21 protein-coding genes are annotated in these 22,422 nt (G+C 65.7%); 15 read left to right on the top strand and 6 right to left on the bottom strand.

Going from position 1 to position 22,422, the window contains the following annotated elements; genetic code table 11:
• The first annotated feature begins 20 nt into the window (after positions 1-20).
• The 10 genes from ACAG25_RS02410 to ACAG25_RS02365 are packed head-to-tail and all read left to right on the top strand — an operon-like array spanning position 21 to position 11,817.
• On the top strand, positions 21-1,196 hold the full coding sequence (locus ACAG25_RS02410) for an OB-fold domain-containing protein (RefSeq protein ID WP_370486670.1): 1,176 nt from the start codon (positions 21-23) through the stop codon (positions 1,194-1,196).
• The gene (locus ACAG25_RS02405; protein WP_370486669.1) at positions 1,193-2,359 is read left to right on the top strand and encodes a beta-ketoacyl synthase N-terminal-like domain-containing protein; all 1,167 of its coding nucleotides are present in this window, start codon (positions 1,193-1,195) and stop codon (positions 2,357-2,359) included. The genes ACAG25_RS02410 and ACAG25_RS02405 overlap by 4 nt, the downstream gene beginning before the upstream one ends.
• Positions 2,359-3,168 carry an MlaE family ABC transporter permease gene (locus ACAG25_RS02400; RefSeq protein WP_370486668.1) on the top strand — a complete coding sequence of 270 codons (810 nt, stop codon included), beginning with the start codon at positions 2,359-2,361 and terminating at the stop codon, positions 3,166-3,168. The genes ACAG25_RS02405 and ACAG25_RS02400 overlap by 1 nt, the downstream gene beginning before the upstream one ends.
• Before the next feature lie 10 nt (positions 3,169-3,178).
• Positions 3,179-4,033, top strand: a complete 855-nt coding sequence (locus tag ACAG25_RS02395) for an MlaE family ABC transporter permease (protein WP_370486667.1) — start codon at positions 3,179-3,181, stop codon at positions 4,031-4,033.
• A gap of 10 nt (positions 4,034-4,043) precedes the next feature.
• Positions 4,044-5,240: an MCE family protein gene (locus tag ACAG25_RS02390; RefSeq protein WP_370486666.1), complete on the top strand. Its 1,197-nt coding sequence runs from the start codon at positions 4,044-4,046 to the stop codon at positions 5,238-5,240.
• A complete protein-coding gene (locus ACAG25_RS02385; protein WP_370486665.1) occupies positions 5,237-6,262 on the top strand; it encodes an MCE family protein in 1,026 nt (341 codons plus the stop codon). Before ACAG25_RS02390 ends, ACAG25_RS02385 begins: the two co-directional genes overlap by 4 nt.
• Positions 6,263-7,366, top strand: coding sequence for an MCE family protein (locus tag ACAG25_RS02380; RefSeq protein ID WP_370486664.1), 1,104 nt, complete (start codon positions 6,263-6,265; stop codon positions 7,364-7,366). It begins immediately after the preceding gene.
• Positions 7,350-8,852: an MCE family protein gene (locus ACAG25_RS02375; protein ID WP_370486852.1), complete on the top strand. Its 1,503-nt coding sequence runs from the start codon at positions 7,350-7,352 to the stop codon at positions 8,850-8,852. The genes ACAG25_RS02380 and ACAG25_RS02375 overlap by 17 nt, the downstream gene beginning before the upstream one ends.
• Complete coding sequence (locus ACAG25_RS02370) at positions 8,849-10,204, top strand: MCE family protein (RefSeq protein ID WP_370486663.1); 1,356 nt, start codon at positions 8,849-8,851, stop codon at positions 10,202-10,204. Before ACAG25_RS02375 ends, ACAG25_RS02370 begins: the two co-directional genes overlap by 4 nt.
• Positions 10,204-11,817: an MCE family protein gene (locus ACAG25_RS02365; protein WP_370486662.1), complete on the top strand. Its 1,614-nt coding sequence runs from the start codon at positions 10,204-10,206 to the stop codon at positions 11,815-11,817. Before ACAG25_RS02370 ends, ACAG25_RS02365 begins: the two co-directional genes overlap by 1 nt.
• An 18-nt stretch (positions 11,818-11,835) precedes the next feature.
• Here the strand turns inward: ACAG25_RS02365 and ACAG25_RS02360 are convergent, their stop codons facing one another.
• Positions 11,836-12,351, bottom strand: coding sequence for a hypothetical protein (locus tag ACAG25_RS02360; protein ID WP_370486661.1), 516 nt, complete (start codon positions 12,349-12,351; stop codon positions 11,836-11,838).
• Positions 12,352-12,429: 78 nt separating this feature from the next.
• Between ACAG25_RS02360 and ACAG25_RS02355 the strand changes: the two genes are divergently transcribed.
• On the top strand, positions 12,430-12,855 hold the full coding sequence (locus ACAG25_RS02355; protein ID WP_370486660.1) for a hypothetical protein: 426 nt from the start codon (positions 12,430-12,432) through the stop codon (positions 12,853-12,855).
• A gap of 21 nt (positions 12,856-12,876) precedes the next feature.
• On the opposite strand, the gene ACAG25_RS02350 is transcribed toward ACAG25_RS02355, so the two are convergent.
• Positions 12,877-13,317, bottom strand: coding sequence for a hypothetical protein (locus ACAG25_RS02350; protein WP_370486659.1), 441 nt, complete (start codon positions 13,315-13,317; stop codon positions 12,877-12,879).
• Positions 13,318-13,370: 53 nt separating this feature from the next.
• The gene (locus ACAG25_RS02345; RefSeq protein ID WP_370486658.1) at positions 13,371-14,660 is read right to left on the bottom strand and encodes a cytochrome P450; all 1,290 of its coding nucleotides are present in this window, start codon (positions 14,658-14,660) and stop codon (positions 13,371-13,373) included.
• A gap of 211 nt (positions 14,661-14,871) precedes the next feature.
• On the opposite strand from ACAG25_RS02345, the gene ACAG25_RS02340 reads away from it, so the two are divergent.
• Entirely contained in the window at positions 14,872-15,510 is a 639-nt protein-coding gene (locus ACAG25_RS02340; protein WP_370486851.1) for a TetR/AcrR family transcriptional regulator, read from the top strand.
• Between the two features lie 29 nt (positions 15,511-15,539).
• Here ACAG25_RS02340 and ACAG25_RS02335 read toward each other — a convergent pair whose 3' ends face one another.
• The 3 genes from ACAG25_RS02335 to ACAG25_RS02325 form a co-directional block, all read right to left on the bottom strand.
• Complete coding sequence (locus ACAG25_RS02335) at positions 15,540-16,694, bottom strand: thiolase family protein (protein ID WP_098003360.1); 1,155 nt, start codon at positions 16,692-16,694, stop codon at positions 15,540-15,542.
• Positions 16,695-16,706: 12 nt separating this feature from the next.
• The gene (locus ACAG25_RS02330; RefSeq protein ID WP_098003361.1) at positions 16,707-17,159 is read right to left on the bottom strand and encodes a Zn-ribbon domain-containing OB-fold protein; all 453 of its coding nucleotides are present in this window, start codon (positions 17,157-17,159) and stop codon (positions 16,707-16,709) included.
• A gap of 64 nt (positions 17,160-17,223) precedes the next feature.
• Complete coding sequence (locus ACAG25_RS02325) at positions 17,224-17,937, bottom strand: enoyl-CoA hydratase/isomerase family protein (protein WP_370486657.1); 714 nt, start codon at positions 17,935-17,937, stop codon at positions 17,224-17,226.
• A gap of 94 nt (positions 17,938-18,031) precedes the next feature.
• Here ACAG25_RS02325 and ACAG25_RS02320 point away from each other — a divergent pair, with 94 nt between their 5' ends.
• From ACAG25_RS02320 to ACAG25_RS02310, 3 genes are all read left to right on the top strand, one after another.
• The gene (locus ACAG25_RS02320) at positions 18,032-19,591 is read left to right on the top strand and encodes an AMP-binding protein (RefSeq protein ID WP_370486656.1); all 1,560 of its coding nucleotides are present in this window, start codon (positions 18,032-18,034) and stop codon (positions 19,589-19,591) included.
• A gap of 71 nt (positions 19,592-19,662) precedes the next feature.
• On the top strand, positions 19,663-20,853 hold the full coding sequence (locus ACAG25_RS02315; protein WP_098003364.1) for an amidohydrolase family protein: 1,191 nt from the start codon (positions 19,663-19,665) through the stop codon (positions 20,851-20,853).
• Between the two features lie 32 nt (positions 20,854-20,885).
• Complete coding sequence (locus tag ACAG25_RS02310; RefSeq protein ID WP_370486850.1) at positions 20,886-22,328, top strand: FadD3 family acyl-CoA ligase; 1,443 nt, start codon at positions 20,886-20,888, stop codon at positions 22,326-22,328.
• The last annotated feature ends 94 nt before the right edge of the window (positions 22,329-22,422 follow it).

Raw genomic sequence — 22,422 nt, 5'->3', positions numbered from 1 at the left:
CCTCGCTGGGAGAGACCTGTATGCCCTTCGTCACGTCCATCGGCACCTACCTGCCGTGCTGGGGTTCGCCTCTGCACCGGGTGGCCGGTGACGACGAAGACGTCGTCACGATGGCCGTGGAGGCCGGGCGGGCGGCCCTGACCGGCGGCGTCGCGGTGGAGCGGGTGGTACTGGTCAGCCGCGACATGCCGCTGCTGGAGAGCAGCAATGCGGCAGTACTGCTCGCCGGTCTCGGGCTGGATCCCGAACTGGAGGTCGACGAAAGGCTCGGCGGCGCTCCCGCCACCGTCGACGCGGTCAGTTCGGCGCGTCCGCGGACGTTGATCATCGGGGCCGACCTGCAGCCGGCCGGTGCAGCGGCGATCGTGACGGCCGAACGCGGCCTGCAGGTGCGCACCGCGGCGCGGGTCGCGCGCAGCCTGCCGGTCCGCACCCGCGACGCCACCGGTGACATCCACGATTACGGCGATCCCCGGCTGCTGCACGAGCGGGGCCTGATCGCGTCGCTGGCTGCGGCCTGGCTGGACACTCCGGTCGCGATCGCCGGCGTCGAGCACCAGCGCGCCACCGAGCTGTGCCTCGGTGATCCGCCGACGTTGCCGACCTCGGGTGCGAGTGCCAGCCTGTTCGCCCTGGCCGGTCTGGCCGAGCGTGGGGTGTCGGGTCCGCTGGTCGCGGTGGAACAGGCGATCCTGTCCGGGCTCACCGTGACCGGCGGAGTGGCGCAGATCCAGCGCCGCGAGCCCGAACCGCGTCCGGTGCCCCAGGGGAAACTCGTCGCCGACGGAGACATCCCGATCTCGCTGGCGGCCTACGAGCGCGCGTTCGAGGCTAAGGTCCGTTGGGAAGCCGGGCGTTTCATCGGCTCCGACGAGCTGGACTTCCCGCCCCGCTTCCGGGTGAACGCAGACGGCACGTTGTCCACCGACTACGAGCTGGTGGCGCTGCCGCGCACCGGGACGGTGTACACCGAGACCACGGTGCACCTGCCCGTGCCAGGTCTGCGGACGCCGTACTCTCTGGTCATCGTCGAGCTCAATGACGTCGCGGTGCGCGCGCTGGTCAAGGTGACCGGAGTGCCGCCAGGAACGGTCGACATCGGCGACCGTGGGCGGCTCGCGCTCCGTCGGATCGCGGTGCGCTCGGGCGTCCCGGACTACGGTTACGCGTTCGAGCCGGAAACGAGCGCGGCGTGAGGCGGGCCGCGATCGTCGGCGCGGGGATGACGCCGTTCGGCGAGCATTTCGCGCTCGGCATCAAGGATCTGATCCCGATGGCTTATTCGGCGTGTGCCGGGACGGTCGACAAGGGCCTGGCAAAAACGGATCTGCAGGCCGCCTGGATCGGCGCGATGGGCACCGCCGACGGCTTCCCGTCGGGAATCCTGGCCGACACCCTCGGCCTGGTCGAGTTGCCGGTGAGCCGGGTGGAGAACTCCTGCGCGACCGGACACGATGCCATCCGCAACGCGTTGTTCGCGGTCGGTTCGGGGGCGTGCGACGTCGCCCTGGTGATCGGCGCGGACAAGCTACGGGACACCACGTCGGCCGGAATGCTGTGGGAATGGGAGGCCATGGTGCGCGACATGGCCTGGGACTACCCGCTGGGCTTGGTGGCCCCGGCTGGATTCGCTCTGCATGTTCGCCGATATCTCTACGAATCTCTGGCAACTGAAGAACACTTAGCCATGGTGGCGGTGAAGAACCACCGGCACGGCGTCAACAACCCGAAGGCGCGGCTGCGCTTTGAGATCACGATGGAGCAGGCCCTGAACGCACCGACGGTGGTGACCCCGTTCCGCTTGTACGACTGTGCACCGCAGAGTGACGGTGCTGCGGCCGTCGTCATCGCGGCCGAGGACGTCGTCGACCGGTTCACCGACCGCCCGGTGTGGATCCGCGGTGTCGGGCTCGGGCTGGACTCGGTGATGCACCAGCACAAGCCGGATATGGTCAGCTTCCCGGCGACGGTGCGCGCGGCCAAGCAAGCGTACGCGATGGCCGAGCTGACACCGGCCGATGTCGATGTCGCCGAGGTCTACGACTTCCTCACCGGTATCGAGCTGATGAGCTACGAAGACCTCGGATTCGCCGAACGGTTGGGGGCCTATAAGCTCCTCGAGTCGGAGGTGACGACCGTCGGTGGCGCACTACCCGTGAATCCCAGCGGCGGTTTGAAGTCCAAAGGTCACCCGCCGGGCGCCACCGGTGTGGCACAGTGCGTCGAGTTGGTTCAACAGTTGCGAGGGGAGGCCGCCAATCAGGTCGACGGTGCGAGGATCGGACTCGCGCACACTATCGGCGGCCCGACGGCGGTGTCAGCAGTGACGATCCTCGAAGGACCAGGAGGACCTGGCTGATGGCGGGTAAAGGGGCAGAGCGTTGGTCGACTGGCATCGCGTTGCCGAACGGACTCTCGGGTGCGATGCAGGCTGTTGGTGGCTTCTTCTCGATGGCGTTGGATGCGGTGCGGTTTGTGTTTGTGCGGCCGTTTCAGTGGCGGGAGTTTTTGGAGCAGTGTTGGTTTGTGGCGCGGGTGGCGATGGCGCCGACGTTGTTGGTGGCGATTCCGTTCACGGTGTTGGTGTCGTTTACGTTGAACATTTTGTTGCGGGAGTTGGGCGCGGCCGATTTGTCGGGGGCGGGGGCGGCTTTCGGTGCGGTGACGCAGGTGGGTCCGTTGGTGACGGTGTTGATCGTGGCCGGTGCAGGGGCCACGGCGATGTGTGCTGATCTGGGGTCGCGCACGATCCGTGAGGAGATCGACGCGATGGAGGTGCTGGGCATCAACCCGGTGCAGCGTTTGGTGACTCCGCGGATGCTGGCAGCCGGCCTGGTCGCCCTGCTGTTGAACAGTCTGGTGGTGATCATCGGCATCCTGGGCGGTTACTTCTTCTCGGTGTTCGTCCAGGACGTCAATCCGGGGGCGTTCGCCGCGGGGATCACGCTGTTGACCGGGGTGCCTGAGGTGATCATCTCGTGTGTCAAGGCCGCGTTGTTCGGGCTGATCGCGGGGCTGGTGGCGTGTTATCGGGGGTTGACGATTACCGGGGGTGGGGCCAAGGCGGTGGGCAACGCGGTCAACGAGACGGTGGTGTATGCGTTCATGGCGTTGTTCGTGATCAATGTGGTGGTGACCGCGATCGGTATCCGGATGACGACGGGCTAGCGGGTCGACAATGGGTACTACGGTGATTTTAACGCGGTTTCCGCGGCTGGTGAAAAACGTCATCCGTCCGGTGGATTGGTTGTCGCGTATCGGTGATCACACGTTGTTCTACGGGCGGGCGTTGGCTGGCACTCCGCATGCAGCGGTGCATTTCCGTAAGGAGATCATCCGGTTGATCGCCGAGATCTCGATGGGTGCGGGCACGTTGGCGATGATCGGCGGCACCGTGGTGATCGTCGGGTTCCTGACCCTGGCTGCGGGTGGGACGTTGGCGATCCAGGGCTATTCGTCGCTGGGAGATATCGGGATCGAGGCGCTGACCGGCTTTTTGGCGGCGTTCATCAACGTGCGCATCGCCGCGCCGGTGGTGGCTGGCATCGGGTTGGCGGCGACCTTCGGGGCCGGAGTCACTGCGCAGCTGGGGGCGATGCGGATCAACGAGGAGATCGACGCGCTGGAGTCGATGGGGATCCGGCCGGTGGAGTATCTGGTCTCGACGCGGATCGTGGCCGGCATGGTGGCGATCACGCCCTTGTACTCGATCGCGGTGATCCTGTCGTTCTTGGCCTCGCAGTTCACCACGGTGGTGTTGTTCGGTCAGTCCGGCGGCCTCTACAACCACTATTTCGACACGTTTTTGAATCCGATCGATCTGTTGTGGTCATTTTTGCAGGCTATTCTGATGGCGATCGCGATCTTGTTGGTGCACACCTACTTCGGCTATTTCGCCTCCGGCGGGCCGTCCGGTGTGGGGGCGGCGGTCGGCAACGCGGTCCGCACCTCTCTGGTGGTCGTGGTCTCAGTGACCCTGCTGGTGTCACTGTCGATCTACGGCTCCAACGGCAACTTCAACCTGTCGGGCTAGGGGAGTCGAGTTGAACAACAGCTATGTTCGCCCGCTGGCGGGGCTCGCACTGGTGGTGGCCCTGGTCGCGATCCTGGCGGTCTCGATCGGACTGTTCGCCGGGAAGTTCGCCGAAACGGTTTCGGTGACGGTGATCTCCGACCGCGCCGGCCTTGTGATGAACCCGGATGCGGACGTCAAGATGCGCGGGGTGCAGGTCGGTACCGTCAACTCGATCTCCTACCGGCCCGACGGCAAGGCTGAACTGCGCCTGGACATGGACCCGTCCCAGATGCACCTGATTCCGCGCAACGTCAACGTCGACATCGCGTCGACGACGGTGTTCGGTGCCAAATTCGTGCAGCTCGAACCCCCGCCGGACCCGGCCGCGCAACCGCTGCAGCGAGGACAGGTACTGCAGGGGCAGCACGTGACCGTCGAGATCAACACCGTCTTCCAGCGCCTGTTCAACGTGCTCGACGCCATCGAGCCGACCAAGCTGAACCAAACTCTCGGCGCGATCTCGCAGGCCTTCAGCGGACGCGGTGAGAAGTTCGGGCAGACGATGAGTGACTTCAACGCATTGCTGGCCAAACTGGAGCCGAGCCTGCCGAACCTGGCCCACGACATCGAGGTGTCGGTGCCGGTCCTGGAGGCCTACGCCGATGCGGGCCCCGACCTGATGTCGACAGTGCAGAGCGCCATGACACTGAGCAACTCGATCGTCGAGGAGCAGGCCAACCTGGACGCGTTCCTGATCAGTGCGATCGGACTGGCGGACATCGGCAACGAGGTCATGGGCGGCAATCGCCAGGCACTGACCGATGTCCTTGACGTGCTCGTACCCAGCACCGACTTGCTCCGTCTGTACCGCAAGTCCATCTGGTGTGGTATCGGGGGACTGATACCATTCGCCAAGTCGGCGCCACAGTTCTCCGGCATCGTGGTGAATTCTGGGCTGACGTTGGGCGTGGAGCGCTATCGTTATCCGCGTGACCTCCCGAAGGTGGCCGCGACCAGTGGTGGCCGTGACTACTGCGCCGAGCTCGGCTTGCCGGAATTGCAGTCCGAATACGTACCACCTCTGATCATTGGTGATATCGGTTCGAACCCTGCCCAGTACGGTAACGCCGGCATCCTGCTCAACTCCGAGGGCCTGAAGAACTGGCTGTTCGGGCCGCTCGACGGACCGCCTCGCAACAGTGCGCAGATCGGAATGCCAGGATGACCCGCTCCATCGGAACCCTTATCAAGTTCGGCATCTTCGGCTTGGTCATGGTGGTGTTGACCGCGTTCCTGTTCTTCGTCTTCAGTGACTCGAGAACCGGAGCCACCAACGAGTACTCGGCGGTGTTCTCGGATGCCTCCCGCTTGCAGACCGGCGACACGGTCCGTATCGCCGGGATCCGCGTCGGCACCGTCAAGGAGGTCTCGCTGCAGCCCGATCGGTCGGTGCTGGTCAAATTCGACGCCGACCGCGACACGGTGCTGACCACCGGCACCAAGGCGGTGATCCGCTACCTCAACCTGGTGGGGGACCGCTATCTCGAACTGGTCGACACCCCCGACTCGACCCAGATCGTGCCTGCGGGCGGCCAGATCCCGCAAACGCGCACCGCGCCGGCGTTGGATCTGGACCTGCTGCTGGGCGGGCTCAAGCCGGTGATCCAAGGACTCAACCCCGAAGACGTCAACGCCCTGACCTCATCGCTGGTTCAGATCCTGCAGGGCCAAGGTGGCACGCTGGAATCGCTGTTCTCCAAGACGTCGTCGTTCACCACCACGCTGGCGGACAACAACGAGGTCATCGAAGGGGTGATCGAGGACCTGCGCACCGTGCTGGACACCCTCAGTGAGGACGGTGAGGAGTTCTCCGGCGCGATCGACCGGTTCGAGCAGTTGGTGAGCGGGCTGGCCGCGGATCGCGACCCGATCGGCACGGCGATCGAGGCCCTGGACAACGGAACCGCGTCGATGGCCGACCTGCTGAGCCGGGGCCGCGCGCCGCTGGCCGGTACCGTTGACGAACTCAACCGGCTCGCCCCGCTGGTGACCAATGATCTGGACCGCCTCGACGCCACGCTGCAGCGGCTGCCGGAGATCTACCGCAAGCTGGCCCGAGTCGGATCCTACGGCGCCTGGTTCCCGTACTACATCTGCGGTATCACCTTCCGCGCCAGCGATCTCGAGGGGCGCACCGTGGTCTTCCCCTGGATCAAGCAAGAGACAGGAAGGTGCGTGGACGAGTAAATGCTCAAGTATCGCGGTTCTCAACTCGCCCGAGCGGGATTCATTGGCGTCGTGTTGATGATCCTGGTCATCGCGGTCGGCCTGCAGCCCGAACGCCTGTTACAGTGGGCCACCGCGATCCGGTACCAGGCGCTGTTCACCGAGGCCGGTGGCCTGTCGGTCGGCAACGATGTGACGGTTTCCGGCATCAAGGTCGGCTCGGTCTCGTCGATCGGACTCAACAACGGCGATGCGCTGGTCGGCTTCACCATCGACGGCAAGTACGCCTTGGGGTCCGACACCACCGCTCACATCCGAACCGGAACCCTGCTTGGTGAGCGGGTGCTCGCGTTGGAGTCCGACGGCAGCGGAACCCTCGATTCGCAACAGGTCATCCCGACCTCGCGGACGTCGTCGCCGTATTCCCTGACCGACGCGGTCGGTGAGTTGACCACCAACACCGCGGCCACCGACACCGACTCGTTGAACCGGTCGCTGGACACACTGGCCGAGACGCTCGATCAGGTCGCCCCTCAACTCGGCCCGACCTTCGACGGGCTCTCTCGGCTGTCGCAGTCGTTAAACAGCCGTAACGAGAGCCTGGCCGAATTGCTGCGCACCGCCGGTGATGTGACTGGCATCTTCTCCGAGCGCAGTGCGCAGGTCAATCGGTTGATCCTCAACGCCAACGATCTGCTCGCCGTGCTCAACGACCGTCGGTACGCGATCACCAGCCTGCTGGCCAACATCGCCGCGGTGTCGCAGGAACTGCGTGGCGTGGTCGGCGACAACGAAGCAGAGCTGGCCCCGGCGCTGGAACGGCTCAACACCGTGGTCGCCGTGCTGGAAAAGAACCGCGACAATCTGGCCAAAATGCTGCCTGGCGCGGCTAAGTACTACCTGACCCAAGGCGAGATCGTCTCCAACGGCGCGTATTACAACGCGCTGGTGCCGAACATTTCACCTGCCCAGCTTCTCGAGCCGTTCCTCGATTACGCGTTTGGATTCCGCCGCGGGGTCGATGCCGGTCAGCCACCGGACAACGCCGGTCCGAGGGCCGAACTGCCCTTCCCCGTCAACGGCATTCCGCAGCCAGGAGATCTCCCCAATGATGGCAACCCGTAAGCCGCTCGTAGCCGGCACGGCAATCATGCTGGCCCTGCTGCTGGTCGCCGGTGCCGCGTTCCTGGTCCGTCAGGTGTTCTTCGGGCCCCAAACGATCACGGCGTACTTCCCTACGGCGACGGCAATCTACCCCGGTGACGAAGTGCGAATCTCGGGTGTCAAGGTCGGCTCGATCGACCAGATCGAGCCCGAGGGCACCCAGACGAAGATGATCCTCAAGGTCGACCGCGGGGTGGAGCTCCCCGCCGAAGCCCGGGCCGTGATCGTCGCGCAGAATCTGGTGGCCGCGCGTTACGTCCAGCTCACCCCGGCCTACCGGGAGGGTGACGGACCGACCATGGGCGACGGGGGGGTCATTCCCATCGATCGCACCGCGGTGCCCGTCGAATGGGACGAGGTCAAGAAGCAGTTGACGCGCCTGGCAAAGGAATTGGGCCCCCAGTCCGTTGGTGACGACACCTCCATCTCTCGGTTTGTCGACAGCGCCGCCAACGCGATGGGCGGCAACGGCGAGAAGCTGCGCGAAACCCTTCGCCAGCTGTCCGGTGCGGCGCGGATCTTCGCCGAGGGCAGCGGCAACATCGCCGACATCATCACCAACTTGCAGGTGTTCGTCACAGCGCTGCGCGACAGCAAGCAGCAAATCGTGCTGTTCGAGAATCGCCTGGCGAGCCTGACCAGCGTAATCAATGACAGCAGGGCCGATCTGGACTCCGCGCTGACGGAGTTGTCGCTGGCCCTCGGTGATGTCCAGCGTTTCGTTGCCGGCAGTAGGGATCAGACCGCCGAACAGGTGCAGCGACTGGCCAGCCTGACTCAGATCCTCGTCGACAATAGACTGGCTTTCGAAAACGTACTACACATCATGCCCAACGCGATCGGCAACTTCAACAACATCTATTATCCCAATGGCGGGTCGGTGACTGGGGCGTTCTCTGTCTCCAACTTCTCTAACCCGGTGTGGTTCATCTGTGGTCTGATCGGTGGGGTCGCCAATACGACCGCGCCCGAGACCGCGAAGCTGTGCGCGCAGTACTTGGGACCGGCACTGCGGCTGGTGAACTTTACGAACCTGCCGTTCCCGATCAACGCGTACCTGCGGCCGGCGGTCAGCCCGCACCGGTTGATCTACACCGATCCGAAGCTGGCGCCCGGTGGCAGCGGACCTGGTGATCCGCCAGAGCCGCGACCGACGGTGTCGGCCTACACCGGAGCCGGCGACATCCCGCCGCCTCCGGGGTGGAACGCACCGCCCGGCCCACCGGGGCTGTACATGCCCGACAACGACGCGCCTGCGACGCCGTCCCCGGCTCTGTACCCCGGCGCACCGATTCCGGGGCCCCCCAACATCCTGTCCAATGTGGCGCCCCAGCAGCAGACTGTCGATGGGCTGCTGCTGCCCCCGACGCCGGCGCCTGGCAACCCCCCTCCCCCGGTGGCGCCGAATACGCCGCTGCTGCCCGCAGAAGGGACTCCGCCGGCATGATCTTCGGAGCGAAGCGACAGAGCATCCCCAGAGTGAAGCGATTCGGAGTTGTCGGTGTCAGTGTGGCGTTGTCGATGACGGGTTGCGCCTTCCAAGGCCTGAACTCGCTGCCGCTTCCAGGCGCGCCAGGACGCGGACCGGACGCGCAGACCTACACCGTGCAGGTGCCCAACGTGGCCACACTGGAGTCCAACTCGCCGGTGATGATCGACGACGTCGTCGTCGGCAGCGTCGGCACGATGACGGTGGACGACTGGCACGCCAACATCGAGATCTCGGTGAAACCAGGTGTGGTGGTTCCGGCTAATGCGGTGGCCACCATCGGCCAGACGAGTCTATTAGGCTCCATGCACCTGGCGCTGAACCCGCCACTGGGCGAGGAGCCCAACGGCCGGCTGCAGCCCGGTGCGACCTTGCCGCTCAACGCGTCGTCGGTCTACCCGACCACCGAGCGGACGTTAGCGTCGCTGTCGACGGTCGCCAACGGCGGTGGGCTGGGCCAGGTCGGTGACATCATCCACAGCATGAGCACCGGAATCTCAGGCCGCGAGAACGAGATCCGGGAGCTGCTGACGCGCCTGGACAATTTCGTCGGAGTACTCGAGGAGCAGCGGGGCAACATCGTCGCGTCGATGCAGCAGCTGCGTCGTGCCGCCGGCACCTTCGCCGACCAGCGCGACGTCATCGACCGCGCGCTTAAGGAGATTCCGCCGGCCATCGACGTCCTGATCGAACAACGTCCGAATTTCACTACCGCCCTGCAGAAGCTCGGCGAGTTCAGCGACACCGCCGAGGGTCTCGTCAACGACGCCGGCGACGATCTGGTCAAGAATCTGGACAATCTCGGGCCGATCCTTGGAGCACTGGCCGACATCGGACCCGACCTCAACCTCGCGGTGCTGTGGGCTACGGCATTCCCGTACGGTCCGACCTTCGCTGATCGCGTCACCCGAGGCGACTACATCAATCTCTATGCCACATTCGACCTTACGTACCCACGGTTGAAGAAGACGCTCCTGCTCGGGACACGGTGGGGCGACGAGGAGGCGAAATTGATTCCGGCACCTGGGGATCCGTACTATCTGAACTACTCCTACGACCCGCTCAGGCTCGGGGTGGCTCCACCGCCGGACGAGGCTTTGCCGCCGACACCACCCGTAGGTGGGGTGACGCCGCCACTACCATCGATGACGGAGCCGACTCTGCCGGTGACGCCCCCGCCGCCGGCTACACCGTGGCTGCCGCAGTCGGCGCCGATCACCGGGGAGCAGATCTTCGCGGGGCCCTTCGGAGCCCAGGGTGCGGCTGAGTCGGCGGTACCTGCCGCTCCGGCACCCGGAGGTGGTGGCTGATGCTGACCCGTTTCGTCAGGAATCAACTGATCATTTTCGCGATCGCGTCGATCGTCGGTGTCGCGGTGATGGTCTTCGCCTACATGCAGGTCCCGACCCTGGTGGGGATTGGCCGGTTGACGGTCAAGCTGGAGCTGCCGGCTTCCGGTGGTCTCTACCGCTTCAGTAATGTGACCTACCGCGGTGTGCAGATCGGCAAGGTGACATCGGTTGCGCTGACGGAGAACGGGGCGGAGGCCACGCTGTCCTTGGATACCTCACCGAAGGTGCCCGCGGATCTGCAGGCCGAGGTGCGCAGCGTGTCGGCGGTTGGCGAGCAGTACGTGGATCTGCGGCCCAACACCGATTCCGGGCCGTACCTGGAGAACGGGTCGCGAATCCCGATGCAGAGGACCACGATTCCGCAAGAGGTCGGCCCGATGCTCGACCAGCTCAGCGCTATGGTCGGCAGCCTGCCCAAGGATCGGATTCCCGAATTACTCGACGAGACCTACGAGGCCTTCAACGGCGCAGGTCCGGAGTTCGGTTCGTTGCTCGACTCGGCCGCTAAGGTCAGTGACGAGGTCAGCGGGGTGTCCGACCAGGCGCGCGCTCTCGTCGACGACGTCAAGCCACTGCTGGATTCACAGGCGGAGACCACGCAGGCGATCAGGACATGGGCCCGCAGTCTCAGCGGAGTGACCGCGCAGGTGGTGCAGAATGATCCACAGGTTCGCGCCATCCTGCAGCAGGGCCCCGGCTTCGCGCAGGAAGTCAGCTCGCTGTTGGAGCAGGTAAAGCCGACACTCCCGATTCTGCTGGCGAATCTCACCACGGTAGGTCAGGTTCTGCTCACCTATAACCCGTCTATCGAGCAACTGTTGGTGCTGTTCCCCAGTATCATCGCCGCGCAGCAGTCTTTTGGGTTGCCCCAGAATGTCCCATCTGGCCTGCCGCTGGGTGACTTCGCGCTAACCATCAGCGATCCCAACCCGTGCACGGTCGGCTTCCTGCCGCCGTCGCAGTGGCGCAACCCCGAAGACGAGACGGTGGTCGACACCCCGGACGGCCTGTATTGCAAGCTGCCGCAGGACTCTCCACTCAACGTCCGTGGTGCCCGCAACTACCCTTGCATGGCCCATCCGGGCAAGCGCGCTCCCACCGTCGAGCTGTGCAACGATCCCCGCGGATTCGTGCCGCTAGCCATCCGGCAGCACATACTCGGCCCGCACCCTTTCGACCCCAACCTGGTCAAGCAGGGCGTCCCGATCGACGATACGGTCGAGGGGGAGGACCGTATTCACGCGCCGCTGGAAGGCACTCCGCTGCCACCGGGCGCCCAGCGGATGGGCACCCCGCCGGTGTCTCCACCCGGTACGCCACCGTTCCCGGTCGGCCCACCGGCGCCGGGGGCGCCGGCGGCGCCTCCCGCGCCCGTCGAGCCGGCTGCCGGGGCGACACCGGTGGCGCCGAGTGCTTTCGGTGGTGCCGCGTCCGAAGGGCCGTCCGTTGCCAGCGCGTCGTACGACCCGAACACCGGGAACTACGTGGCACCGGACGGTTCTCTGCAGCAGATCACAGACGTGACGTCGGGCTCGGCGCCGACGTCGTGGAAGGATCTACTGCCTAAGTGACTTGACCGCCGGTGCGGGTCAGGCCAGTTTCTCGGCCCACACCGGCAGTTCGATCACCTTCGGATTGTTCACGCCGCACGCGCCACTGTCGCTCAGAGTGACATTACGACCGGCCATGGTGGACATGAACCGGGTGATCCGCCGTTCGATGGTCGAATCCCACCCCCACATGAGGAATTTCTGATATCCGGTAGCAAACGTGCCGTCTGGGCAGGGCATCCAGTTCGGCACTTCATGCTCGATGAACCAGTAATCCTCGAGTCTGGCCTGACCCGTCCACCCGAGACTGCTCTTGACCGTTCCGCTGCACTCGATAGGGCTGACGCAGTTGACGTCGACGGTCCAGGTCTGCTGGACCGACCGCTGGTCGATGAACACCTCGTTGGTCTTCGCCCATTCACCGTCGGAGTACACGCTCCAGGTACCGCTGATGTCCACTCCCCAGTCCTCACCGTGCGCCGCGGGCGCCCCGACCAGACTCGCCACCACTGTTGCTGTGGCGGCCAGGACTCCGATTGCGCGTACAGTATCCATAATCAAAGCCTAACGGTGCCTTGGGCAATGCTCTCCAAAAGGGAGAATTTGGTTACCGGCATATGTGAAGATGACCGAGTGCGCTCTGTTTTCGCGGGACTCGCGGCCCTGACGGTTCCGGCATGGCTGATGGCTGCGCCGCCGGTCTCCGCGCAGCCGCCCCCACCGCCGCCCGGCGCAGAGTGCAACTACCCCAATTGCACACCCGGAATCCAGTCGAACGTCGTGTTGGGCTCCTACTGCGCGAACACGACGTATTACGTGTTCGGTGTGACGAATTGGGGACGGCTGGTGTTCTGCGGCTCTCCGCGGCGCTATGAGCCGCGGTGGTTCCGGTCTCCGGAAATGCACGGGGTGAAGAACGAGGGTGGCCTGTGCCCAGCGCTCGACGGCGAGGTGGCGCAGTCGCCGGACGGCCTCTTTCTCACGTGCATCGCCAAGGACAATCGCTCGTTCTGGGCCCGCGGTGACGCATCGGCCAGCATCAACGAGCCGCCGTTGTAGGAGTTCAGCGCGAACCGACGATCACCATGGGCGGATCGAGCAGAGTGCCCCTTTGGTGCCGGCATCGGTGGAGACCACGACATCGTCAACGCGCAATTCGCACACGAAGCCCGGCTCGTTCAGCGGTGGCGAGGTCTGGGCAGGCAATCCGACGACGACCATGGCCCACTGGTCCGGGTCGGCGAGCATGGTGTCGAACACCCACGTTTTGCCTGGGCCGAGATTCGCTTCGACGTTGGGGCTGAACCGGTACGGATTGTGGCTGTACTCGGCCCAGTTCGGCGGGTCGACCTCGCGGTAGTAGATCTCGGCGTTGGCGATGTCCTGGCTGGCGCCCACGGTGTACTTGATATGGCGCAGCGGAGGCTGTGCCTCGGCGACCCCGGCGGCGAACACCGTGGTCGCCGCGCACATGCCGGCCACACCGGCAGCAGCCACCGTCAGCGTTTTGCTCAACACCATCGTCGAATGATAGAACGCGACATCGGACGAGGGAAGCGAATCGGCTTACGTACTCAACGAATTGGGGCGAAAGTGATATTCAGTTCGGTCAGGCCGCGCAGGATGAACGTCGGTTCGTAGGTGTAGCGGCGATCCCCGGGCGGACCGTGCAACTCCTCGTCGATGGCGATGTCGCCCATCCGGTCCAGAATCCGCTCGATCGACACCCGTCCCTCGACGCGGGCCAGCGGCCCGCCGGGGCACGAGTGCACTCCGCGTCCGAAGGCGATGTGCTCGCGCACGTTCTTGCGATTCAGATCGAATTCGTGCGGGTGGTCGAAGCGACTCGGGTCGCGGTTGACCGCGCCCGGGCACACCATCAGCGTGGTGCCGGCCGGGACGTCGACATCACCGACCTTCGTCGGCTTCTTGGCCAGCCGGAACTGGCTCTTGACCGGCGCGTCCATCCGCAGCGCCTCCTCGATGAACACCGGGATCCGGCTACGGTCGCGGCGCAGGGTCTCTTGGATGTCGGGATGGTCGCCGAGCACCCGCAGCGACGCCGACAGCAGCTTGGTGGTGGTCTCCTGGCCGGCGGCGAACAGGAACGTCGCCGAGCGCACCACCTCGATGACCGGCGGGGTCGACCCGTCGGGGTACTTCGACGTCGCCAGTGCGGTCAGCACGTCGTCGCGCGGATTCTCGCGGCGGTCCTCGATGTAGGCGCTGAACTTGTCGTCGAGCCACTCCAGCGGGTTGGTCGAGACGAGGTCGGTGTGATCCAGCGAGCCGACGTTGGCGCCGGGCCGCGGTGCGCCCAGGACGGTGCGGAACTCCTCGTGGTCGGCCTCCGGAACACCGAGCAGGTCGGCGATCACCAACAGCGAGAAGGGCTTTGCGTACGCGCTGAGGAACTCGGTGCGGCCCACCGGTCCGTCGCCGAGGATGTCGTCGAGCACTTCGTCGGCCAGCCGCCACATGAAGTCCTCGTTCTCCTTGAGCCGGCTGGGCGTCAGGAGGCGGTTGAGCAGTGAGCGGGCGTTGGTGTGGTCGGGCGGGTCCATGGTGACCATGTGCTCGAACATCGGCATCTGGGGCCGGTGTGCGGTGATCTGGTCGGTGATGTCGTCGCCTTCGGGTGTGAAGGGCAGTGGCGGGAACGGGCCGGCGACCGCGATGCACGACGAGAACGTGTCGGTGTCCTTGAGGACCGTGGCCGCCTCGTCGTAACCGGTCACCGCCAGCACCCCGTAGTGGGGTTCTTGGACCACGGGGCACTTGCTGCGCAGGTGGTCGAAGTACGGGTGGGGATCCGGCACCAGGGAGGGATCGGTGAAGTAGTCGACCGTGTCGAAGTTGCTCATGGTTCTTGCCTCCCGGGCTGCGGGCTCGTGCCGATGAAGGGGTGTCAGGGGAATCGGCGTGATATTTCGCGAATGCTGAGCACTTGCTTAGCATGGTCGGAGAGCTAGGGTCAAGATCAGTAGGCATGTCGGGCGCTCACCGGTGCTGACGGTCTGGGACGCTACCGGCGGAGGATGGGAGGTGAGCATGACTCCGGGAGGGGAGGTGGGAATGAAATCGTCGCGACGAATCGGGGCTCCCGACGCGAAGAATCGGGTGGTGCTGCTCGACGCCGCCGAGCAACTGCTCCTCGAGGAGGGCTACGCGGCGGTGACGTCTCGGCGGGTCGCCGACCGCGCCCATCTCAAACCGCAGCTGGTGCACTACTACTTCCGCACGATGGAAGATCTGTTCCTGGCGGTGTTCCGGCGGCGGGCCGAAGAGGGGTTGGCGGTGCTGACCACTGCGCTGCAGTCGCCGCAACCGTTGTGGGCGCTGTGGCGGTTCAGCACCGCGCCCGAAGCCACCCGCCTGACCATGGAATTCATGGGTCTGGCCAACCATCGCAAAGCGTTGCGCGCCGAGATCGTGTACTACGCCGAGCGATTCCGGCAGGCGCAGAACCAGGCGATCGCGGAGGCGTTGGACCGGCACCGGGCCGAAGCCGGTGAGGTGCCGCCCGTGGTGTGGACGATCTTCGCGACCGCGGTGTCGCAGGCGATCGTCATGGAGAAGGCGCTGGGAATCGACACCGGGCATGCGGAGACCTTCGCGTTCTGCGAGGAGTGGCTGCGCCGCCTCGAGGGCGACCCGTTGCCGGAGGTCGCCGCCTTCGCCAAGGAAGCCGCGGCGTCGCACGGCAGCCCGTAGCGTCGGCCCAGTGGCGCGGTGCAGAGGCGTTATAGCGACAGGATCGTCGCTGACGCGGTGCCGGGCGCACCGTACACCTGGGCCAGCCCGACCCGCGGCGAGCCCGGTACTTGCCGTTCGCCGGCCTCTCCGCGCAACTGCCGCACCAATTCGTGCATCTGCCGCAGACCCGATGCGCCGATCGGTTCCCCATTGGCGATCAACCCGCCGTCGGTGTTGACCGGCATGCTGCCGCCGATCTCGGTGGCGCCGTCGGCCAGCAGCTTCTCCTGCTCGCCGTCGGCGCACAGACCTGTCTCTGCCATGTGGATGACCTCGGCGCCGGCGTCGGTGTCCTGCAGCTGCGCGATGTCGACATCCTCGGGACCGATACCGGCGGCCTCATAGGCGGCCTTGGCCGCGTAGACCGTCGGTGACGGATCCTCGTCGAGTGGAGCCGAGGTCGCATGCACCTCATAGGCGCCGTAGGTCCTGGTCCGAATCTCGCTGGCGCGCACGTAGACCGGCTTGTCGGTGTACTTGTGCGCGATGTCGGCGCGGCACATGATCACCGCGGCCGCACCTTCGTCGGGGGCGCAGAACATGTACTGGCGCAACGGATAGTTCAACACCGGCGAGGCCATGATCTCCTCAACGGAAATCTCCTTGCGCCGGAACGCATTCGGGTTCAGCACGCCGTTGCGGAAATTCTTGTTGGCCACCCGCGCCAGCGTCTCCTCGGAGATGTTGTGCTTGTGGATGTAGTGGTTGGCTTTCATCCCGAAGAATTTGGTGGTGACGAACTGGCCGTTGTTGGCATACCACTGCGGCAGCGCGAGTTTGGCCGGATCGTCGGTGAACGCGCCGCGGGGGTGCTTGTCGAGCCCGATGGCGATGCCGATGTCGTACTTGCCCAGCCGAATGGTGTCGGCGGTCTGCTGAATCGCCGACGCCGAGGTCGCGCACGCATTGAAGACGTTGGTGAAGGTGATGCCGGTCAGTCCGACCAGCCGGGTCACCGCGTCGGGGTTGGACACCTCATAGCTTCCGCCGAACCCGAACTGGATGTCCTTCCAGTTCAGCCCCGCATCGGTCAGGGCCGCCTGGATCGCGTCGGCGCCCATCTCCATCGCGGTCTTGTCGAAGCGGCCGAACGGGTGCAGGCCGACGCCGATGATCGCGACGTCGTTGGTGGAGTTGCTCATCTGTCAGTCTCCTCAGTTGCCGACCGGGGCAAAGGCGAAGGTGACGATCTCGGCGCCGTCGTCGCCCTTGGTGAACGGCACCATGGTCAGCTCGACCTCCTGGCCGAACTGCAGTTTGGCGGGATCGTTCTCGGTGAGTCGACCCTCCACCCGGATCACCGGCTCATCGCCGTCGCGCAGTTCCACGAGTCCGACGCCGAACGGGACGAAGTCCTTGCCGGTCGGGCCCAGGTAGGGCGGGCCCGGCGGGAAACCCTGCGTCGTCCAGGCCACGATCGTGCCGCGCCGCGGCAACCGCACCTCTGACATGTCGCCGCCGCTGCACTTCGGGCAGCGCTGCTGTACCGGAAACGTGGTTGCGCCACAACTCGCGCACCTGCTTCCGATCAGCTGCGGGTTGTCGTCTGGCCAGGTGGAGATCTCGGGCGCCAGCGCCCGCTGCGAGGTCGACACGCACGTGACGATAACCGGAAATGCGGTTCTCGTCTAGAGAGAATCAGTGGCGCAAAGGGTGTCACGACGGCCGGAGTCAGCCGCGCTTCATCACCTTGTCCGCCGCGGTCCAGTGCTCGTCAGCGACCCACAGGTCAGCGAATGCCTTGACCGCCTCGGTGGTCGGGACACCTCTCAGCACCCGCTTGACCTGGCCCGCCGGAACGGTTGCCAGGGTGCGGGCGATCAGCCGCCACTGTTCGTCGAACGACGCGCGGGGGATGACCTGGTCGACCAGTCCGATGCGCTCGGCGTCGGTCGCCGAGAGGATCCGCCCCGTCCCGGCCAGGAGGAGCGCTCTGCTGTATCCGACGAGCTCGGCCAGGCGTTCCGCGCCGCCCCACGCCGGCATGATCGCCAGCGCCACCTGGTTGAAGCCGATCTTGATGTCGTCGGCGGCCAGTCGGATGTCCGCGGCGACCGCGAACTCGGCGCCGCCGCCGAGAGCGTGCCCGTTCAACGCGGCCACGGTCGGGCCGGGAAAGCGGGCTACGCGGTCGCAGATCGACCGCATCTGGAACGACATCGCCGATGCCTGCTCGACCGTGCGCAGCGCACTGAGCTCCTTGAGGTCGCCGCCGGAGACGAAGGCCCGGTCCCCGGTGCCGGTCAGGGCCAGCGCGGCGGCACCCTGGGCGCCGTCGAGCGCCCGGTCGAGGTGCTCCATCGTCTCCAGTGAGATCGCGTTACGCGCGTGCGGTCGGTCGATGGTGATGATCGCCAAACCGTCTTCGATCTCGAGGTCGACCATCAATGATTCTCCATCTGCGGTATTGGCATTCTCGTTTGCGGAGAATAGCATCACGGGGGCATTCACCTGCTATGGGAGGACAGGCGCGCGCGATATGCGGACAATTCCTGCGGAGCTGGTCGAGCGGTATGAGCAGGAAGGGTGGTGGACCCGCGAGACGCTCGGCGACCTGCTCGCCAGAGGGCTGAAGGACCACCCGGATACCGGCTTCTGCGTCCACTCCGACGTCCGCCCCTACCGCGGCACGTTCGCCGATGTCGAGCATGACGCGCGCCGGCTCGCCGCGGGGCTGCAGGCCCGCGGGGTGGGCGCCGGCGATGTGGTGGCGCTGCAACTGCCGAACTGGCGTGAGGCCGCCGTCACGTTCTGGGCCTCGGCGTTCCTCGGCGCTGTGATCGTGCCGGTGGTGCACTTTTACGGCCGTAAAGAGCTGACGCACATCCTGGGCTCGGCGGCGCCGCGCGCCTTCGTCACCACGCGTGAGTTCGGGCGGATGCGCTACCTTCCCGACCTCTGCGCCGACATCCCGATCGTCGGGCTGGTCAGTGCTGACGACGTCGGGTCAGGTGGCCATGAACACCGGTTCGAGGATCTGCTCGCCGAGACCCCGATGGCGGGGACGGTGGCCGCCGATCCTGCATCGCCTGCGCTGATCGCCTTCACGTCGGGCACCACCCGTGACCCCAAGGGCGTGGTGCACAGTCACCAGACACTGGTTTGCGAGACGCGCCAGCTACTGGCGAACTACCCGCCGGATCGCGGGCGGCAGCTGACGGCCACCCCCGTCGGGCACTTCATCGGGATGCTCGGCGCCTTCCTGATCCCGGTGCTCGAAGGCGCCCCGATCGATCTGTGTGACGTGTGGGATCCCGGCCGGGTGCTCGAGCTGATCGAGAGCGACGGGCTGTCGATCGGCGGCGGCCCGCCCTACTTCGTCACCAGCCTGCTCGACCACCCGAACTGCCGTCCGGAGCACCTGCGCCACTTCAGCACCGTCGGCCTCGGCGGATCCACGGTGCCCTCGGCGGTCACCCAGCGCTTGCACGACCTCGGCATGTTCGTGTTCCGCTCCTACGGCAGCACAGAGCACCCGTCGATCACCGGATCGCGGCCCACCGCTCCGGTCGAGAAGCGCCTGTTCACCGACGGAAACGCCCGACCCGGCGTGGAGATCCGGATCGGCCCGGACGGGGAGATCTTCAGCCGGGGTCCGGACCTCTGCCTGGGATACACCGACGCCGAGTTGACGCGCAACGCGTTCGACGACGACGGCTGGTACTCCACGGGTGACGTCGGCGTGCTCGACGAGGACGGCTACCTGACCATCACCGACCGGAAGGCCGACGTGATCATCCGCGGCGGCGAGAACATCAGTGCTCTGGAGGTCGAAGAGGTGCTGCTGGGGATGCCGGCGGTGGCCGAGGCCGTGGTGGTCGCGGCGCCGGACCCGCGCCTGGGGGAGCACACCGCGGCGGTGCTGCGGGTGCGTGAGGGGCACGCGATGCCCTCGCTCGACGACGTGCGCGCGCACTTCGCCGCGTGCGGCGTCGCGACCCAGAAGTGGCCCGAGGAGTTGCGGCAGGTCGACGACTTCCCGCGGACCGCCAGCGGCAAAGTGCAGAAGTACCTGGTGCGTCAGAGTCTGCGCACGTAGTTAAGCGGCCGGCTCATTGCAGCCGGACAAAATTGAGAATACGATTCTCCCGAGACGAAAAGGAGTGTTCCATGGGGCAACTTTCTCACAGGGTCGACATACCCTTCCCGCTGTTCGACGCGGACAACCATCTGTACGAGCCGCCCGAGGCGATGACCAAGTACCTGCCCAAGGAGTACAAGGACATCGTCCAGTACGTCGAGGTCAACGGCCGGACCAAGATCGCGATCAAGGGCCAGATCAGCAACTACATCCCGAACCCCACGTTCTCCCACGTCGCCAAGCCGGGCGCCTGGGAGGAGTACTTCAAGTTCGGCAACCCGGACGGCAAGAGCAAGCGCGAACTGTTCGGTGAGCCGATGCGGTCCATCCCGGCGTTCTTCGAGCCGGCCCCCCGCCTCGAGCTGATGAACGAACTCGGCGTCGACCGCTCGCTGATGTTCCCGACACTGGCCAGCCTGATCGAGGAGCGGCTGCGCGACGACCCGGTCGCCATCCACGTCATCATTCACTCGCTCAACCAGTGGCTGGACGAGGTGTGGGGCTTCAACTACCAGAACCGCATCTTCGTCACGCCGGTGATCACCCTGCCGATCGTCGAGAAGGCGATCGAGGAGCTGGACTGGGCCGTCAAGCGTGGCGCCCGCGCGATCCTCGTACGCCCGGCACCGGTGCCCGGTTTCCGCGGCCCGCGGTCGTTCGCGCTGCCCGAGTTCGACCCGTTCTGGGAGAAGTGCGTCGAGTACGACGTGTTCGTCGGGATGCACTCCTCGGACAGCGGGTATTCGCGCTACACCTCGGAGTGGGACGGCGTGGCGCAGGAGATGCTGCCGTTCCAGACCAACGCGATGTCGATCCTCAACGAGTGGCGCCCGATCCAGGATGCGGTGGCCTCCTGGGTGATTCACGGTGCGCTGTTCCGGCATCCCAAGCTCAAGGTCGGCATCGTCGAGGCCGGCTCGAAGTGGATGTTCCCGCTGCTGGATTCGATGGCCGAGGTCTACAAGAAGGCGCCGGAGGCCTTCCTGGGCAACCCGATCGAGGAGATCAAGAACCGCATCTTCGTCAGCCCGTTCTACGAGGAGGGCATCGACGACCTGATCAACCTGATCGGCGTGGACCAGGTGCTCTACGGTTCCGACTGGCCGCACCCCGAAGGGCTGGCCGAGCCGACGCACTATGTGACTGCGCTGGAGCACCTTTCGGTGGAGGATCAGGCCAAGATCATGGGCGGCAACCTGGGTCGGCTCGTCACGGTGTGACGTACGTTCCGAAGTGGGCGACCATCCCCGAGATGGTCGCCGGCGCGGCGGACCGGTTCGGCGACGCCGAAGCGGTCGTCGACGGTCCGCTGCGCTTGTCTTTCACCGAAGTCGTCGACCGGATCCGCCGTGCGGCCGGAGCGTTTGCCGAGTTCGGCGTCGCCAAGGGCGACCGGGTCGCTCTCTGGGCGCCCAACAGCGCCGAGTGGATCATCGCGGCGTTCGGTCTGCTGACCGCCGGCGGTGTGCTGGTCCCGGTCAACACCCGGTTCAAAGCCGAGGAGGCCGCCGACATCATCAGCCGCAGCGGGGCCAAAGCCGTTCTGGTGCAGCAGGGTTTCCTCGATGTCGATTATCAGGCCCCGAACAGTGTGCCCGTTGTCGACGTGAAGTCGGATTTTCTGTCCAGCGGTGAGCCGTTCAGCAGAGACGTTGCCGCCGAGGACATCTCGGACATCATCTTCACTTCGGGCACCACCGGACGCCCCAAGGGCGTGATGATGCACCACGCCCAGAACCTTCGGCTGTACGAAGAATGGTGCGATCTCGCGGATCTGCGTCAGGGCGATCGCTACCTGATGGTCAATCCGTACTTCCACACGTTCGGCTACAAGGCCGGCCTGATCGCGTCGTTCATCCGGGGCGCGACGATGCTGCCCGTCCCGATCTTCGACGTCGACCGCGTCGTCGACCTGATCGCCACCGAGCGCGTCACCATGCTCCCCGGACCGCCGACGCTCTACCACTCGCTGCTCGGCGTCGCCGACAAGACCAAACTCGCGACGCTGCGTGCCGGGGTGACCGGCGCGGCCGACATCCCCGTCGAGCTCGTCCGGCGGGTGCACGAGGAATTGCCGTTCCAGACGCTGGCCACCGGCTACGGCCTGACCGAGGCAGGTACGGCGACCTTGTCGCGACCGGGGGACTCCTTCACCGACATCGCCACCACCGCCGGGGTGGCCTGCGACGGCGTCGAGTTGCGCATCGCCGACGATGGCGAGGTCCTGATCCGCGGCTACACCGTGATGCAGGGGTATCTCGACGACCCGGACGCCACCGCGGAGGCCATCGATTCCGACGGCTGGCTGCACACCGGGGACCTCGGCACCCTCGACGAGGCGGGCCGCCTGCGCATCGTCGGACGGAAGAAGGACATGTTCATCGTCGGCGGCTTCAACGCCTACCCGGCGGAGATCGAGGGTTTCCTCCTCGAACATCCCGCCATTGCGCAGGTCGCGGTGATCGGCGTACCGGACGAGCGGATGGGCCAGGTCGGCAAGGCGTTCGTCGTGCGCGTGCCCGGGACCGCCGAGTGCACCGCCGACGAGCTGATCACCTGGAGCCGGGACCGAATGGCGGGCTTCAAGGTGCCGCGGTATGTAGAGTTCCTCGATGAGTTGCCATTGAACGCCACCGGCAAGGTCATGAAGGACAAGCTGCAGGCCGTTTCCGCTGAGCGTCGGCCCAGCACGTAAACGGCATTTCCGCTGTCCAGGCCGTTTGCCAAGGGCGCGAAAATGGAGAGTATCGTCGAAGCGATGCGCAGAAATGAAGAATGACGTTCTCGTT

The sequence above is a fragment of the Mycobacterium sp. pV006 genome (assembly GCF_041287115.1).
Taxonomy (GTDB): Bacteria; Actinomycetota; Actinomycetes; order Mycobacteriales; family Mycobacteriaceae; genus Mycobacterium.
The sequence above is the reverse complement of the archived record's forward strand: the minus strand, read 5'-3'. Positions and strand labels throughout refer to the sequence as shown.